At 38.5% G+C, this 16,405-nt stretch carries 18 protein-coding genes, 1 tRNA gene and 1 pseudogene; 15 read left to right on the top strand and 5 right to left on the bottom strand.

Annotated features, from left to right (window positions below):
- Positions 1 to 11 precede the first annotated feature (11 nt).
- The 3 genes from groL to QR40_RS06815 all read left to right on the top strand — a co-directional run bounded on the left by groL (position 12) and on the right by QR40_RS06815 (position 3,030).
- A complete protein-coding gene (gene groL / locus QR40_RS06825) occupies positions 12 to 1,634 on the top strand; it encodes a chaperonin GroEL (protein WP_027297026.1) in 1,623 nt (540 codons plus the stop codon).
- Between the two features lie 129 nt (positions 1,635 to 1,763).
- Positions 1,764 to 2,441, top strand: a complete 678-nt coding sequence (locus QR40_RS06820; RefSeq protein ID WP_027297027.1) for a hypothetical protein — start codon at positions 1,764 to 1,766, stop codon at positions 2,439 to 2,441.
- 85 nt (positions 2,442 to 2,526) lie between these two features.
- Positions 2,527 to 3,030, top strand: coding sequence for a DUF6106 family protein (locus tag QR40_RS06815; protein WP_027297028.1), 504 nt, complete (start codon positions 2,527 to 2,529; stop codon positions 3,028 to 3,030).
- Here the strand turns inward: QR40_RS06815 and QR40_RS33545 are convergent.
- Complete coding sequence (locus QR40_RS33545) at positions 2,983 to 3,135, bottom strand: hypothetical protein (RefSeq protein ID WP_465231361.1); 153 nt, start codon at positions 3,133 to 3,135, stop codon at positions 2,983 to 2,985. The genes QR40_RS06815 and QR40_RS33545 overlap by 48 nt on opposite strands.
- Between QR40_RS33545 and QR40_RS33540 the strand changes: the two are divergent.
- Positions 3,115 to 3,216: pseudogene (locus QR40_RS33540) on the top strand (DUF6783 domain-containing protein); the annotation flags it as partial. The gene QR40_RS33545 and the pseudogene QR40_RS33540 sit on opposite strands and share 21 nt — an antisense overlap.
- On the opposite strand, the gene QR40_RS33535 reads toward QR40_RS33540, so the two are convergent.
- Positions 3,172 to 3,294: a DUF6783 domain-containing protein gene (locus QR40_RS33535; RefSeq protein WP_416389830.1), complete on the bottom strand. Its 123-nt coding sequence runs from the start codon at positions 3,292 to 3,294 to the stop codon at positions 3,172 to 3,174. The pseudogene QR40_RS33540 and the gene QR40_RS33535 sit on opposite strands and share 45 nt — an antisense overlap.
- Before the next feature lie 199 nt (positions 3,295 to 3,493).
- Here QR40_RS33535 and QR40_RS06810 point away from each other — a divergent pair, with 199 nt between their 5' ends.
- The 7 genes from QR40_RS06810 to QR40_RS06780 all read left to right on the top strand — a co-directional run bounded on the left by QR40_RS06810 (position 3,494) and on the right by QR40_RS06780 (position 10,058).
- Positions 3,494 to 4,273: a peptidoglycan recognition protein family protein gene (locus QR40_RS06810; RefSeq protein ID WP_044294081.1), complete on the top strand. Its 780-nt coding sequence runs from the start codon at positions 3,494 to 3,496 to the stop codon at positions 4,271 to 4,273.
- On the top strand, positions 4,270 to 4,674 hold the full coding sequence (locus tag QR40_RS06805) for a secondary thiamine-phosphate synthase enzyme YjbQ (RefSeq protein ID WP_027297030.1): 405 nt from the start codon (positions 4,270 to 4,272) through the stop codon (positions 4,672 to 4,674). The genes QR40_RS06810 and QR40_RS06805 overlap by 4 nt, the downstream gene beginning before the upstream one ends.
- Positions 4,675 to 4,677: 3 nt before the next feature.
- Positions 4,678 to 5,244 (top strand): HD domain-containing protein, encoded by a 567-nt coding sequence (locus QR40_RS06800; RefSeq protein ID WP_044294079.1) that lies wholly within the window; start codon positions 4,678 to 4,680, stop codon positions 5,242 to 5,244.
- 34 nt (positions 5,245 to 5,278) lie between these two features.
- A complete protein-coding gene (locus tag QR40_RS06795; protein WP_044294078.1) occupies positions 5,279 to 6,763 on the top strand; it encodes a methyltransferase in 1,485 nt (494 codons plus the stop codon).
- 204 nt (positions 6,764 to 6,967) lie between these two features.
- Entirely contained in the window at positions 6,968 to 8,773 is a 1,806-nt protein-coding gene (pepF, locus tag QR40_RS06790) for an oligoendopeptidase F (RefSeq protein WP_044294076.1), read from the top strand.
- 99 nt (positions 8,774 to 8,872) lie between these two features.
- The gene (locus tag QR40_RS06785; RefSeq protein ID WP_044294075.1) at positions 8,873 to 9,643 is read left to right on the top strand and encodes a nitroreductase family protein; all 771 of its coding nucleotides are present in this window, start codon (positions 8,873 to 8,875) and stop codon (positions 9,641 to 9,643) included.
- 342 nt (positions 9,644 to 9,985) lie between these two features.
- Positions 9,986 to 10,058, top strand: a tRNA-Gly gene (locus QR40_RS06780).
- 78 nt (positions 10,059 to 10,136) lie between these two features.
- Here the strand turns inward: QR40_RS06780 and QR40_RS31690 are convergent.
- Entirely contained in the window at positions 10,137 to 10,343 is a 207-nt protein-coding gene (locus tag QR40_RS31690) for a hypothetical protein (RefSeq protein WP_160295778.1), read from the bottom strand.
- 1,104 nt (positions 10,344 to 11,447) lie between these two features.
- Between QR40_RS31690 and QR40_RS06770 the strand changes: the two genes are divergently transcribed.
- Positions 11,448 to 12,089, top strand: coding sequence for a hypothetical protein (locus tag QR40_RS06770; RefSeq protein WP_152614177.1), 642 nt, complete (start codon positions 11,448 to 11,450; stop codon positions 12,087 to 12,089).
- Between the two features lie 276 nt (positions 12,090 to 12,365).
- On the opposite strand, the gene QR40_RS06765 is transcribed toward QR40_RS06770, so the two are convergent.
- Together QR40_RS06765 and QR40_RS06760 are read right to left on the bottom strand one after the other, a co-directional pair.
- On the bottom strand, positions 12,366 to 12,554 hold the full coding sequence (locus tag QR40_RS06765; protein ID WP_044294071.1) for a hypothetical protein: 189 nt from the start codon (positions 12,552 to 12,554) through the stop codon (positions 12,366 to 12,368).
- Between the two features lie 93 nt (positions 12,555 to 12,647).
- The gene (locus tag QR40_RS06760) at positions 12,648 to 12,908 is read right to left on the bottom strand and encodes a hypothetical protein (RefSeq protein ID WP_242858466.1); all 261 of its coding nucleotides are present in this window, start codon (positions 12,906 to 12,908) and stop codon (positions 12,648 to 12,650) included.
- Between the two features lie 192 nt (positions 12,909 to 13,100).
- On the opposite strand from QR40_RS06760, the gene QR40_RS06755 reads away from it, so the two are divergent.
- The 3 genes from QR40_RS06755 to QR40_RS06745 are packed head-to-tail and all read left to right on the top strand — an operon-like array spanning position 13,101 to position 16,321.
- Positions 13,101 to 14,135: an ROK family protein gene (locus QR40_RS06755; RefSeq protein WP_027294851.1), complete on the top strand. Its 1,035-nt coding sequence runs from the start codon at positions 13,101 to 13,103 to the stop codon at positions 14,133 to 14,135.
- A gap of 1 nt (position 14,136) precedes the next feature.
- Entirely contained in the window at positions 14,137 to 15,429 is a 1,293-nt protein-coding gene (locus tag QR40_RS06750; protein WP_052430727.1) for an MFS transporter, read from the top strand.
- A 1-nt stretch (position 15,430) separates the two neighbouring features.
- Positions 15,431 to 16,321 (top strand): PHP domain-containing protein, encoded by an 891-nt coding sequence (locus QR40_RS06745; protein ID WP_044294070.1) that lies wholly within the window; start codon positions 15,431 to 15,433, stop codon positions 16,319 to 16,321.
- The last annotated feature ends 84 nt before the right edge of the window (positions 16,322 to 16,405 follow it).

Genomic DNA, 16,405 nt, shown 5'->3' with positions numbered 1-16,405 from the left:
AGGAAATAAACATGGCAAAGGAAATTAAATACGGCATTGATGCAAGAACAGCATTAGAAGCTGGTGTAGACAAATTAGCAAATACAGTAAGAGTAACATTAGGACCGAAAGGAAGAAACGTTGTACTTGACAAACAATTCGGTACTCCGCTTATCACAAACGATGGTGTTACAATTGCAAAAGAAATCGAATTAGAAGATGCATTTGAAAACATGGGCGCACAGCTGGTTAAGGAAGTTGCTACAAAGACAAATGATGTGGCTGGTGATGGTACTACGACAGCAACAGTATTGGCACAGGCAATGATCCATGAAGGAATGAAGAACCTGGCAGCAGGAGCAAACCCAATTGAACTCAGAAAAGGTATGAAAAAAGCAACCCAGACTGCAGTAGATTCTATCGCAGCTATGAGCCGTAAAGTAAACGGAAAAGGCCAGATCGCTAAAGTTGCAGCTATCTCCGCTGGTGATGATGAAGTTGGAAACATGGTAGCAGATGCTATGGAAAAAGTTTCAAACGACGGAGTTATCACAATCGAAGAATCAAAAACAATGATGACAGAATTAGACCTTGTAGAAGGTATGCAGTTTGACAGAGGATATATCTCTGCATACATGGCAACTGATATGGAAAAAATGGAAGCGAATCTGGATGATCCATATATTTTAATCACAGATAAGAAGATCTCCAACATCCAGGAAATCCTTCCATTATTAGAGCAGATCGTACAGTCCGGCAAAAAACTTTTAATCATCGCAGAAGACATCGAAGGCGAAGCACTTACAACCTTAATTGTTAATAAATTAAGAGGAACATTCCAGGTAGTAGGCGTAAAGGCTCCGGGTTATGGCGACAGAAGAAAAGCAATGTTAGAAGATATCGCTATTTTAACCGGCGGACAGGTAATTTCTGATGAACTGGGCTTAGATTTAAAAGAAACTACAATGGAACAGCTTGGACGTGCGAAATCCGTAAAAGTTCAGAAAGAAAATACAATCATTGTTGACGGATACGGAGATAAAGAGACAATCGACAACAGAGTGTCCCAGATCAAAGCAATGATCGAAGAGACAACATCTGATTTTGACAGAGAAAAATTACAGGAAAGACTTGCAAAACTGGCAGGCGGAGTTGCAGTTATCCGTGTAGGAGCAGCTACCGAAACAGAAATGAAAGAAGCTAAACTGCGTATGGAAGATGCATTAAATGCAACCAGAGCTGCAGTTGAAGAAGGAATCATCGCAGGCGGCGGATCTGCTTATATCCATGCAGCAAAAGAAGTAGAAACATTAGTAGGAACTCTGGAAGGCGATGTTAAAACCGGTGCAAAAGTAATCTTAAAAGCTCTGGAATCCCCTCTGTTCCACATTGTTGCAAATGCTGGATTAGAAGGATCTGTAGTTATCAACAAGATTAAAGAATCCGAAGTTGGTATTGGATTTGATGCAGCAAAAGAAGCATATGTAGACATGGTAGAAGCTGGAATCCTTGATCCTGTAAAGGTTACAAGAAGCGCTCTGCAGAATGCAACCAGTGTTGCAAGTACTTTCCTTACAACAGAATCCTGTGTTGCAAATATTAAAGAAGATGCTCCAGCTATGCCGGCAGGAAATCCTGGAATGGGCATGATGTAATATCTGGTAACTTCAGTTTAATATTTTTTAGAGAAATTTTACAAAAAGTGAGGACGAACGAGATAGACGTTCGTCCTTATTTATGTTAAACTAGTTGGTAAACAAACGAAAAAGGAGCAAAATCAGAAGATGTCATTTAAGGAGAAGGCAACAGAGGAAAAAGCAAAGTTAAAAGACATGACATTTAAAGGGAAATTACAGTATTTCTGGGATTATTACAAGTTTGTGCTGGTTATTCTTGCAATAATTGTTGTTATTGTCTGGCTTGGTGTAGATATCTATAAGGGGAAACAGATCAAAACCGGTCTGTATGTCATGGCACTGAATACGAACATGGTGGATACGGAAGGTTCACCGCTTACGGATGGTTTTGTAAAGGCAGCGGGCTTTGAGGAAACAGGAGAGCAGGTTACCTTTGATGCATCTGCAATGATTAATCTGGACCAGCAGGATCAGATGACGGTCAGCAGTATTACAAAAGTCATGGCGGTTATGTCGACGGGAGATCTGGATCTTATGATTGTACCGGAAGATTTATTTGAGTATTATGCAGGTGCCGGGGCATTCCAGGACTGGAAAGGAATTCTTTCGGAGGCTGATTATGAAAAATATAAGGATTACCTTATGACTGGCAAAGATAATGATACAGGGACGGAATATACGTGTGGACTCCGTATTGAAGACAGCAAATTGATCAAGGATTCACAGATGGCAAGTTACAGTCCGGTCATTCTCTGTCCGGTAGCAAGTTCTGAACGAACAGAAACTTCTGCAAAATATGTAAATTATCTTTTTGGATCAAATTAAGGAAAAAGAGAAGAAATACTTTATTATTTCAGCGAATGGCTTTATAATAAAAGAATACAAGTATTGCTAATTTAGGAGGAAGAACATGAGTGATTTGTACACAGAGTTAATTGTTAAGAGGAAAACACCGGTATCAGACCAGGTAAAGAAAGTGCTTTTGATTGTTGCTACCGTTTTGATCGCATTTGTAGGGCTGTTTGTTACTCCCTTCGGATTAATCGCTTTGATTGCCATAGGCGTTGCGGATTATTTCCTGATTCCAAGATTTGACCTGGAATTTGAGTACCTGTATGTAAATGGAGAACTGGATGTGGACAGGATTATGTCGAAGACAAAAAGAAAGAGAGCCCGCAGCCTGGATCTGGAAAAGATGGTACTTATGGCACCCGTAAATTCTCATGAACTGGATTATTACAATCAGAACAATAGTATTAAATTAGTTGATTTTTCTTCAGGTGAACCGGATCATAAGATTTTCGCATTAATTATGCAGTCTGATAAAGGATTGGAAAAGATTCTTTTTGAGCCAAATGACGTGATGTTAAATGATATCCGGAGAATTGCACCAAGTAAAGTAAAACTGATGTAGAGTATGAATTGCTCTGTATGGGCAGACAAAAGTAGCGCCGCACTGTTTAAGTGAAAGCGCTATTTTTTCTGTGCTAGAGCGTGTTTGAAAATTCATTCCAGCCATCTGCACGCCCCACTTTGCGGCATATTTGCCCCGAATTCAGGTTACGTAGCCCGCTACGCGCCCTTCATCCGGGACAAATCTCCCACAAACTGTGACGCACAGCTGCCAGTAAGCAATTTTAAAACACGCTCTAGAGCGTGGTTGAGAATTAATTCCCACTCTTGTGTTAAGGAAAATTTAAGATATTGTTGTAAAAATTTTCACAATATCAAGGTATACTGGAAGAGTTAAAATAAAGTACGAAAACTTTATGTAGAACGGAAATGCAACCTGGAAAAGGTGTGAAGGACTATCACACTATTATATGGCAGTATCGCAGGCAGGCTTGCGATATACATGCGGTCAAGTGAGAATACGAATGAGAAGCAATCATAGAAGCAGATATACCAGAAAAATTGAAAGAAGCAAAAGAAGATCGTCCCAAAGGAGATCAAGAGGGGGGCAGGCAACACAGAAGCAGCAGCGCGAAGAGATGGTGCGAAGAATAATCGTGATAGGAGCCGGAATATTTATTATTGTTCTTGCTGTTGCAGGTTATAAACTGGTATTCCATAAGACTCAGCCGGTCAGTGTTTCGGAAACAACTGCAGAAAACCAGCAGGCTAAGGATACGGAAGATGGGAATCCTATACCAGAGCCGGATATTGATGTTCAGCTGTTAGATATAAATCCATATTCAAGACCGGGGATACCTACTGATAAGATTACTGCTATCGTGGTACATTATCTTGCAAATCCTATGACCACGGCGCAGGAAAACAGGGATTATTTTGATAGTCTCAAGGATCTTCAGAATGATTATCTGAGCAGTAATTTTGTTATCGGACTGGATGGGGAAATTATTCAGTGTGTACCGACTTCCGAGATGGCATATGCTTCCAATGACAGAAATAACGATACCGTTTCTATTGAGTGCTGTCACCCGGATGAAAGCGGTAAATATAATGATGCAACCTATGAATCTCTTGTTAAGCTGGTGGCTTTTCTGTGCGGGAAGTTCGACCTGGGGACGGATCAGATAATCAGGCATTACGATGTTACGGGAAAAATCTGCCCCAAGTATTTTGTGGAAAATGAAGATAAGTGGGAAGCTTTTAAGACAGATGTAGGAAATTATATGGAGGAGTATACGAAATGAGCACCTATAAGCATAATTTAACAATATCACAGAGGCAGCGTCTTGTAGATATTACAGGAAGCATAAAAGAGGATGTAAAAAAAAGCGGGGTCACGGATGGAATTGTTGTCATTTATTGTCCCCATACAACGGCTGGCATTACCATTAATGAGAACTGTGATCCGGATGTCTGCACAGATTTTATTTACGGTTATGAAAAGGTATTTCCTACGCAGGATAAAGAATACCGCCATTTTGAAGGAAATTCCCATGCCCATATGAAATCGGCAGCAGTAGGAGCATCTTCTACGCTGATACTGGAAAATGGCAAGCTGATACTGGGTACCTGGCAGGCAGTTTATTTTTGCGAATTTGACGGTCCCCGTAACAGGTCTTATTATGTAAAAGTGATGGAGGGGTAATCCGTGAATGCAGAATCCATATTAAAGTTTCTGAAACTTGCAGAACAGTTAAAATGTAATACCAGACATTGTGAGACTTCGTCGGGAAGAAAAGAAAGTGTAGCAGAGCACTGTTTTATTCTGGTAATGTTTGCCTGGCTGCTGCAGGATGATTTTCCTGATGTGGATATGGAAAAGGTGATGCATATGTGCCTGGTTCATGATATGGGAGAGGCTGTGACAGGCGATATCCCCTGTTTTGAAAAGACAGAAGAAGCAAGAGCAGTTGAAGGATCAGAAATAAGAAATATTGCTGAAATGCTGGACAATGGCAGGAAGCAGGAGTTTTTAGATCTCCACCGGGAGATGGAGGAAAACAAGTCAAAAGAGGCCAGATTATTTAATGTATTGGATAAAATGGAAGCGGTTATTCAGCATAACGAAGCAGATATATCAACCTGGCTTCCACTGGAGTATGAGCTGCAGATGAATTATGGGGTAAATGAAGCCAGAGAGTTTACGGTTACCGGCAAATTAAGAGATCTTGTACTGGAACAGAGCCGTAAAAAAATCATGGAAAAGAAAAAATGAGAGAGAGCGGGCTTAGAAGCCTGTAAGGAGCTTTATGATAAAAGAGTTATATAAAAGTATTTGTGATGGTACCGAGGTAAGAAAAAATTTGATTTCTCTTCGGCAGGAAATGAAAGAACCTTTTGCTAAACGTGCACTGGCATATGAACTGGCAGGAGAATTTGAAGTGTTTGTTACACTTTTAAAGAATGAAGATGCGAAAGTAAGAAAAAATGCAGCTCTTATAATAGGGGATCTGGAATGCCAGGATTTATTGCCGGTTTTGATAAAGGCATATAAAAAGGAAGAAAAACTCTTTATAAAAGCAGATTTGTTAAAAGCAATTTCACAGTATGAATATCAGGAATACCTCCCTATGTTAAAAGAAAGGCTTTCAGAACTCACAAATGATCCGGTAGAGGAATCTAATGTGAAGCATGTGAGGGAAGAAGCTGCGCTGCTGCAAAATATGATTCTGAGATATGAAAAGCCGCAAAAGCATAAGTTTACAGGAGTGGATAAAGCGTTGGAAGTGATTTTACTTACAAACCGAAACCATAGGGAAGTAACGAAAAACCAGATTAAAGGCGGAGAGATTAAGATGCTTGCAGGAGGACTGCGGGTTGCTACTGAATGCCTTACGGATATTCTGCCAATCCGTACGTATCAGGAAATGCTGTTTCCTGTCAAAGGAGCCCCGGTACTGAAAGGAACGCCAGAGGAAATGGCATATCAGCTGAAACGTTCAGGCCTGCTGCCTTTTTTGGAGGAAATGCATAGTGAAGAGGGATCGTTTTATTTTCGCGTTGAGTTAAAAAGCCGTATGACGTTGGATAAGAAGGGAACGTTTATACGTAAATTTTCAGCATCTCTTGAAAAGCAGCTGGATAGAAAAATGATTAATTCTTCATCTGAATATGAAATAGAACTGCGTCTGATTGAGAATAAAGCAGGGGATTTTATTCCACTGTTAAAGTTATATACCTTAGAGGATAAACGGTTTGCTTATCGGAAGCAGGCGCTGCCCACCTCTATATCTCCCTGCAATGCGGCGCTCATCATGGAACTTTCTAAAGAATATTTAAGAGATGGGGCACAGGTATTAGATCCGTTTTGCGGTGTAGGAACCATGCTGATAGAACGCAGTAAAATATCTAAGGCAGATCCGATTTATGGTCTTGATATTTTGGAAGAAGCGGTAGTAAAAGCAGAGGAAAATACGAAAAATGCAGGTATGATAGCTCATTACATTAACCGGGATTATTTTGATTTCCGCCATGAATATCTGTTCGATGAGATTGTGACTAATATGCCGGGTGTATCTAAGACAAAAGACCGGGTATTTGTGCAGAAACTTTACGAGAAATTCTGGTCGAAATCCACAGAGGTGTTAAAAGAGGACGGATGCATTGTAATGTATTCCGACGAGAGAGAGGTACTCCTGGGTACACTGCGAAGACAAAATTATTTTAAACTGGTAAAAGAAACAGTAATTAATGATCGGGAAGGCAGCAGCGTTTTTATTGTGAAATGCAGATAGCGGATGACTATTGATGACTGATGAATTGTCTGATAGGGATTATCCTTATAAGATTAGAACCGGAGCTGCTATAGAGCATCTCTGGTTTTTTGTTGTGTGATTTTTTTAAAGAATTGGACTGACCGGGATGTACCCCCTTGACAGCAATTTTTCAGGATCGTATACTTAACCATAATAATGGAAGCAAAGAATGGAGGTATTTATATGGCAGAAGGAAACCAGATTATAACCAGGGAACAACAGAAGATTGAAAATACATGGGCAATAGAAGATCTCTACAAAACAGATGAGGCATGGGGAGAAGACAGCAGGCAGCTGGAGAAAATGATTGAGGATTTTACAGCCTTTCGGGGACATTTAAAAGACAGTGGAAGCCGCCTTCTGGAAATGCTGGATGCCTACAGTGAGATGAATCAGCTTGGGGAAAAAATCTATGTCTATGCAAACCAGAAATTACATGAGAATACCGGTAATGGAAAGTATCAGCAGATGTCCGGAGAATCGCAGGTAATAATGACCATGCTTAACAGTGCTACGGCTTTTGTGGTGCCGGAAATTCTTGGGATACCGGAAGAATTACTGGAGAAATTCAAAGAAGAGACAAGTGATCTTAGCAGATACGAGAAATTTTTGACAGATATCATCAGGCAGAAAAACCATGTTTTATCTGAGCAAGAGGAAGAGTTACTGGCGGGTGTTTCTGAGGTTGCCCAGGGACCGGGCAATATTTTCAGTATGTTTAACAACGCAGATATTAAATTTGGTGATATAACAGATGAAAATGGAGATATCACCAGATTGACACAGGGGCGCTATATATCCTTTTTAGAAAGCAAGGACAGGAATGTCCGTAAAGAAGCTTTTGAGACCATATACGCCTCTTATAAGAGCTTTCAGAATACACTGGCGGCTACTTTCGATGCCAATGCGAGACAGGCAGCTTTTTTTGCTAAAACAAGAAAGTATGATTCCGCACTTGCAGCAGCCCTTGATGACAGTAATATACCGATTCATGTCTATGATAATCTGATTGAAGCAGTTCATAAGAATATAAATCTGATGTACCGTTATGTAGAATTACGAAAAAAACTTTTAAATCTGGATGAACTTCACATGTATGATCTTCATGTTTCCATGGTGTCCGGAGTAGATATGAAGATTGCTTACGATCAGGCAAAGAAAATCGTACTGGAAGGGCTGGAACCCCTGGGGGATGAGTATCTGGATTTATTGAAAAAGGGATTTGACAGCCGCTGGATTGATGTATATGAAAATGAAGGAAAGAGGACAGGTGCTTACTCCTGGGGCGCTTATGGAACTCATCCCTATGTATTGCTGAATCATCAGAATAATCTGAATAGTGTATTTACTCTGGCACATGAGATGGGGCATGCTCTGCATTCTTATTATTCGGATGAAAACCAACCGTATATTTATGCCGGGTATAAGATTTTTGTGGCTGAAGTGGCATCTACATGCAATGAAGCACTTCTGATTCATCATTTAATTGAAAAGACAGAGGATAGACAGGAAAAGGCATATCTGATTAATTACTTCCTGGATCAGTTCAAGAGCACCCTATACCGCCAGACAATGTTTGCAGAATTTGAAAAAGCAACTCATAAAGTAGTGGGAGAAGGCGGTACACTGAATGCAGAAATATTGTGCAAATTATATTATAATCTGAATAAAACTTATTATGGAGATGGCATGGTGATTGATGAGGATATTTCCTATGAATGGGCAAGAATTCCTCATTTTTATACACCATTTTATGTATATCAATATGCAACGGGATTCTCGGCTGCAATTGCCATCAGCAGTAAAATATTAAATGGAGAGAAAGATGCAGTAGAAAACTATAAGAAGTTTTTAAGCAGCGGAAGTTCCATGGATCCTATTGACTTGCTGAAATTGTGCGGAGTGGATATGACACGGCCGGAGCCGGTGGATGAGGCTCTGAAAGTTTTTGAAAGTTATTTGGATAAATTAGAACAATTGTACAGTTAATGCTTTGAAAAAAAAACAATTTTCCATCAAATTTGCAGTAGATATTCTGATAAAAACATGTTACAATATTGTTACAAAATGTTTAAATGGGTGAGAAGAATGAATCTGTACGAAGCGATTTATGTCAGAAAATCGATACGGAATTTTAAAAAGGAAGCTATAGATGATAAAATCTTATGCGGGATCCTGGAATTTGTAGAGGAAATAGAACCGATATTTCCTGGAATTGGTGTGAAAGTTGAAATTATTGATAATGTTACAAAAAGAGGCCGTGTTGGTGGACTTGTAAATGTAAGCGCGCCTTATTATATCGCTCTGTACGCTGAGAAGAAAGAAAAAAGAGATCTGCATGCAGGCTATATTATGGAGCATATATCATTGTATTTAAATACAAAGGGCATTGGATGCTGCTTTTTGGGCATGGCAAAAAGAAAAGATAAAAAGATGGAAGAAGAAGGGTATGAATTTGTCACTGCGATGGCAGTCGGATTCCCTAAGGGTTCCCTGTTTCGCCATGATTATGAAGCGAAGCGTCTGAGTATGGATGAACTATGCGCATATAAAGAAAGACCCAAAACCTGGGTGAAAGAGATTCTGGATACTGCAAGGCTGGCACCATCCAGCTATAACAGCCAACCCTGGAGATTCGTTGTATATGAAAACAGAATTCATGTTTTCTGTAAAAAAGCAGTGATGGCGAATGGGACCTTTGGTAAATTTGCAGAATTAAATCTTGGAATCATGTTCGCCAATGTTATGATTGCAGCAGAAGAGATTTGGGTGGATTTAGACTTAATCCGCCTGAATAATATCACTCATAAATCACTTCCGAATAATCAATATGTCCTGAGTATTCTGTTGAAACAGTAATTTGTAAATGCTGGGGAAGTGTTAAATATAGTGAATATTAAAATAATGAAAACTGAATTATAAATTAATATCTTAAATTAAGCTATAATGATAACAGTAAATAATAAATATCTAATGGAGGATGGTATCATTTGCCTGGAAAGTCCTTGGGTTTTCTAGTTTTTTGAATAACAGGGAAGTTTTGTTCAGCTTTTGAATACCGTTCTTCATTCTATTTTTTAACAAAATAGAATATACAATTTGAAAAATATAAAAAATTTCAAAATAACTGTTGACAAATCCAGGAAGATATAGTATTATAATTCTTGTCTCAAGGAGATAAAAAAAGAAGAAATAAGTTATGCGCGAGTGGCTCAGTTGGTGGAGCGCGACCTTGCCAAGGTCGAGGCCGCGGGTTCGAGTCCCGTCTCGCGCTTTTGTTTTGCCCTGAAAACTAAGGTTTTCGGGGCTTTTTTCTTTTATTCCACTTTATTCCATAGGCGATGACGTGCTTTTAACCTCCCGTTTTATCAATGTTTTTGCGGTACTCCTGAATTCGAGTCCCGTCTCGCGCTTTTTCTATGCCCCGAAATTCGCAGTGTTTATGCGGGTTTGCGAGGTTTTTGCTTTTTCGATGGTTGAGTCCGCTTGAGTACGGAAAATTATAGCTGGTGTGCTCTGCATCATGAAGCCCCTCTTCCTCTAAATTATCATCAGCCATTTGTATCATTTTAAGTGTTGGAGCCACATAGTTCTCAATCCACTGTTTTTCTGCTCCAAAGTTCTGTGAGCTGGACGCATGGTCAGCTTTAGCTTATCCATTCCCTCAATAAACCGCTCCCACGGTTGCCATGTCTGCCAGCGTGCCCGGTTTTCATCCGTATCGCTTATGACAGTAACGTATAACTCAATTTGATGCAAATAAAAAGATGTAAACAAGGGGTGATTCTCTAAATGCGTGGGAATCGACCTTTTAAATATGATTGAGAAACATTTATATCCGATACGCCAGCCAGTAACCCCCTTACTTACGTTGTAAGTGCCTAACGGTAAAGTGGATAACAGGCTTCTTTGGTGAATTCTGTATAATTTTTATAGGCTATATATTTTGATACATTTATTTGAGAATAATTTAAGCCATTGTAATACTCTAGGAGAAATAAATTGTGGTAAGAGCGCTAAGGACTAGAATGGTAGAGGTACAAACCTATATGATTCTGATTTTTTGGACAAATGCAGGTGAAATGAGTAGAAAAATTTAATAAAAATTACCAATTAGTCAAGAATAACAACCAGTTAAGCAAAGAATATTGCGAGTAACATACTTATATGATATAAATATGATATTATAACACAAGGTTAAGTCAATATAAATTAAAAGGAAAGTAGGTGGTACAATAGGATATGAGGAGCTGATTACAGTCATACTAGAAGATAACATGCAGAAACGCCATCTGGGCCCGTGGCAAGAAATGCGGGATTGTGGTATTCTTATGGTAAAGTGTCTACTACTAAAACAATCATGTCCACCTGAATCTAGTCGTTATAATTCAAGAAAATTCAATATGAAATTTTACGCTGTAAAAGGTTCATATACTCAAACCAAAAGGTTATCAGTATTTTGATGCGAAATTATTGTCTACAAGTACAACAAAAAAACAGGTATATATGTGAAACCTACTCGTTATGCATCATATTCTGTGGATAGTACTGTAAGATAAAATTTAGAAATGGATGTATATAATAAGTTTAAAAAAATTCCTTCTGAGATCATTCAGGAGGAATTTCAATATTAACTTCAAAAAAATTGGGGAAAAAGAATAAAATGAAAATTAATTATAAACATATTCTTTCAGTTATAGTAATTATAGTAATATCGGTAATATTGTGTTTGTTTACACAAAAAATAGATTATCAGGAATATCAGACCAATTTTGAAAGAATTGATTTGATTTTAAATGAAAGTGTACATAGTAAACCCAAAAAGATAGAAAACGATTTATTAAATAAAATAAATATATTAAATGTAGAATATGTAGAAATGGTCAAGATAGAAATGGGGGCTGGATTTCAAAAAGTGTATAAAAATGAATATAATACACTGGTAATCTCTAAATTAAAAGATAATGATAAATTGTATGAAAAGCAAATATTGGATTTAAAGACAAGGAACATGAATTTGATTTTTGATGAGTTTCATAATCCGATTTATGTAAATGAAATTGGGGAAGAGTTGATTGAAAAAGGCGTGCAAAAAGATATCATTTTTTATGAAGGTTTAAACAAAAACCAAGGTAGATTGTCTGTTTATTATACGGTTGATGAGAAAGGTAATGTTGTTCAGCAAGGAGATCGTATGAACGAACTATTTTTCAAAGTGAATAACGATATGATATACGTTCAATTTGATTTTAAGATAAAATATGAATCTATGGAGGACATGATACATTCTATATTGCAAAATTAGGGTTTGATATGCCACAAAGGGTCTCAGGATCAGTTTGAGAAACGGTGTTCTTGAAATTCTCAATTATAATCCCACTTTTTTCATTGAGTCCGTAAAAAATAGATGTGGTAAAACACCCCTTTCTATCAGTGTTTTTTAACTACTGTATTATTCGAGCCCCGTCTCGCGCTTTTGATTTTAATAGTATTTATCCGGATTTGAGAGGTCTAGTCTCAAGCCTGCATCTTTTTTCTAAAGTTTTATTCTAAAGTTATTCCTTTTTTGTATTCCACTGTATTACATTGCCACATGCTTAGAATAGTTTTCTAAATCCTGACTTGTCATCTTAGTGTCAACATCTGTATGGAATATAAGAGTTTTAACACTGTTCCCTATGATCTGCGCAGTCTTCATGTCCGATACCACCAGATCATTTAGCCAATCCTCTATGCAAAGTAAGTTCTCCGTATCATTATATTTCATCATCTAAAAGCTACACCTTGACCACATCTTCAATGCAAGCGGGAGATGTCTCCAGAACAGAGCCGGTGTATGTAATGGATACCGTATTACCGATTTTTAATCTGTTATCGTAATTTCTGTATGTCTCCATTCTAAATGCGTTTTATCATCTATAGTAAAAAAGAATTCTCCCCGGCTGTTTATGTCGTTAATTTTCAAACCACTAACCATTAAATAGTTATCCCTGATTTCCTCAATAGTGGCATAAAATGTAGTATCGTCAACTGGTGCATGTGTATTTTTACCAATAAAGAATCCAATAATGCCAACTATGAACAGCAGTATTACACAGCATATGATATGAATAAGTTTCTTCATTGTGCGATCCTTTCTGATTTTAGTTTTATTATAAATGCTAATTAGTTCAAAATCAACTCTAACCGAGTATGTAAAGTTCAATCTAAAAATCAATACACAAAGACTTGACATAATTAATAACCAGGTATATACTTTTGTTAGAAACTTATATAAGTATATTACAAAAGAATACAGACAGGAGTAACAGCTAACATGAAAGATATATTAGGGAAGCCTCATGCATTGAAACAAGTCAATCTTTCGGTTGTACGCAAGGCGATTAAGGAAAAAGGCTCGGCGACGAGGGCGGAGATCGTGGCAGCAACAAAAATCAGTGTGACTACCGTACGCACACTTCTGACAGAAATGCTGATGAATAATGAAATTGTTGATGCCGGTTACGATGAATCCATAGGCGGAAGAAAAGCAGTTCGCTATGAGCTGAATAAGAACAGATTTTTTGGAGTAGGACTGTGTCTGGATGGTGACAGCATCCGTTATCTAACCGTTAATATCTGTGGTGAGATTCAAGAGAGCGGAGTATTTGCGGCAAATGAAAATGTGGCAGCATCCATATGCGATTTCCTGGATGAACTTGTAACGAAGATAGAAATTAAGTCTATTGGTATCGGTGTTCCTGGAATTGTCAATGGTATGGAATACCAGAGAAAGAATCCGGAAGGACAACTGGAGGATCATCCAATAGGTGAGGCAATCCACGAACGATATGGAATACCGGTCATTTTAGAAAATGACTTGAACGCTATTACTCTGGGATTTGGGCGCTGCTATTTAAAAGAATATCCGGAAGAGAGCTGTGAAAATATAAACATGGCATATGTACATTTTGATAATGACTGCCTAAGTGCGGGATTTCTTTCGGAAGGAAGGGTTTTGCGGGGCTGGAATAACTTCGTAGGAGAGTTGGGATTATTTCCCGTGGATGAAACCAGAACGCTTGATGATCTGTTGTCATCACCTTTGGAAGATGATCATTATGCACGTATTATTGCAAAATTAATTGCAGGAATTTGCTGTATATTGAATCCGCAGTATATTGCTTTGGGGGGGAATGATTTCCGCAAAGACTGTCTGTCTATGATTAATAACTATTTTGACAGCACACTGCCGGATAAAATGTCTGCTGAAATACTTTATGCAGAAGATATATGGCATGATTATTTTGAAGGAATGGCTTATTTAACTGCTGAACAGATTTTTGCGGATGTTATGCTTGTAAGGGGGTAAAATGAACTATATGATAGAATGCGACCCGGCTATTCCAACAGGTCGAAGATCATTTAATACACAAGTGGTTTTCGGAACATCTTTTACATTCCTGACCAGCGGAGTTTTTTTGAGTGGTCTGGCTATGTATATGGGAGCAAGCGACTTACTGGTAAGCTATATCAGTATGATTAGCAATATCTGCGGAATATCAATCCTCCTTTTCTCTTCCCTGATTGAGCGGTTTCGCAGTTTCAAGAAGATAACGATCGGATTAACGGTATTTTCAAAACTTGCAACGCTGCTTATAGTTTTGATTCCGCTATTAATTCCGGCAGGCCTGCAGATTGTAGTCTTTATACCGATGATGGTTATTGCGTTTACTTTACAGGCCCAAACAACCGTTGTATTAAATAACTGGATGGTAACTTTTGTGGATGAAAAGAAGAGCGGGCGGTATATTGCAGGACGTCAGACCTTGGTATTAGTGGTAACTGTTATTTTGTCGCTGGCAGGCGGACGACTAATGGATGCGGTATCGGGCAGATATATTGGATTTTTTATTTTGTTTTCCGCAGCTCTATTCATGGCTGTTATAGAAATTGCTGTTTTGTTTCGCATTCCTGATGTTGAACAGCATAAACCTATGGGTAAGAAGAGCAGCTTCCCGGATATGATAAGGGTACCAATGAAAAGCCGGCGGTTTCTGTTTTTTGTTGTGTATATATTTTTGTTTTATCTCATGCTTTCCATAGCTGACAGTTTTACAGTTGTATATATGATGCGTTATCTAAAACTTTCCTATATTGCGACAACCGCCATACAGATGCTGATTTCTTTACCACAGATCTTTTTGCTGGGGATTTGGGGGAAGATCAGTGATAAAAGAGGGCATCAGTTTGCACTCACGGCTTCCATATGGTTTTTTATAGGTGAGACACTTTTTCTTGCGTTGTCAAATTCACACAATTTATACATTTTTATTCCAGCAGCGTTTTTATTTGCGTCAGTTGCCAATGCCGGTTTTATGGTCTCGGTATTCAATCGCCGCTACGAACTGATGCCAAGAGACGGGCGGATTCTGTTTGACAATTTCTTTAGTGCTGCAGTTGGGCTGGCGTTTATCCTGGGACCTGTCATCGGAGGAGCCGTGAAACATCTTTTGGAATCCAGCAGTTGGGTTAAAGGTGCAATACAATTTGGAAATATCCGGCTTTTATATGTAGTATCCACTGTGGCAATTATAATATTGCAGATTCTGGTGCTGGGTTTTAAGAGCAGAGGTAGTAAATTAACTTTAGAAGGAGGGTGCTGACATGGCAAAAATAGATTTGCATATCCATTCCAGCTGCAGTGATGATGGAGAGTTTTCTATTCCTGAAATTATGGATTTGTGTAAACAATCCCAAATCAAGTATATGTCAATTACCGATCACAATACCGTGAGAGGCATACCGGAGGCTTTGGCACTTGCTGGACAAATGGGAATTCATGTGATATCAGGTGTGGAGTTAGACTGTGCTTATAAGGGACGGAATTTTCATCTGCTGGGTTATCATTTTGATTATACCAAACCTGTATTTTCAGAAATTGAGAAGGGTATTTTGAAGCAGGAGCAAAATGCTGCTGAGCAGAAAATTGCGCTCATTAGAAATGAAACTGGTATTCCTCTTCATACAGAGGAAGTATTGCAAGCTTCTGGTGATGGAGTTGTAACCGGTGAACTGATTGCAGAAATTTTACTTACAAAAGAAGATGCGAAGAATTATAAAGTACTTTCATCATACCTGCCAGGAGGAAGGCGCTGTGATAACCCATATGTAAATTTTTACTGGGATTATTTTTCCCAGGGTAAACCGGCATATGTGCCCATAGAATATATTTCGATGGAAGAGGGCATTGCTCTGATTCATGAAGCAGGCGGAATCGCAGTTCTGGCGCACCCCGGACAGAATCTGCAGGGTGACTACGCTTTCCTGCAGCAGATTATGAAGACTGATATTGACGGCATAGAAGCATATTCTTCTTACCACTGCAGAATGGAAATAACTTATTTTAATGAGATAGCACAAGAAAACGGATTACTGATTACTTGTGGAAGTGATTTTCATGGGAAAACAAAACCTTCAATTCGTCTGAATGGACATGGTGCAGATGAAAATATCTCAGACATTATCCGTCAAAGGATGATGGAGATCCGATTGTAGGTTAGGGTTTAGCGTAAATCCCTAATTAAATCTCTAAATGATAGGATTTATCATTCGTTTAAAATTGGCTGAAGCTACATAACA

This window comes from Robinsoniella peoriensis (genome assembly GCF_000797495.1).
Classification (GTDB): Bacteria; Bacillota; Clostridia; order Lachnospirales; family Lachnospiraceae; genus Robinsoniella; species Robinsoniella peoriensis.
This window is presented reverse-complemented; position numbering and strand designations above follow the sequence as displayed.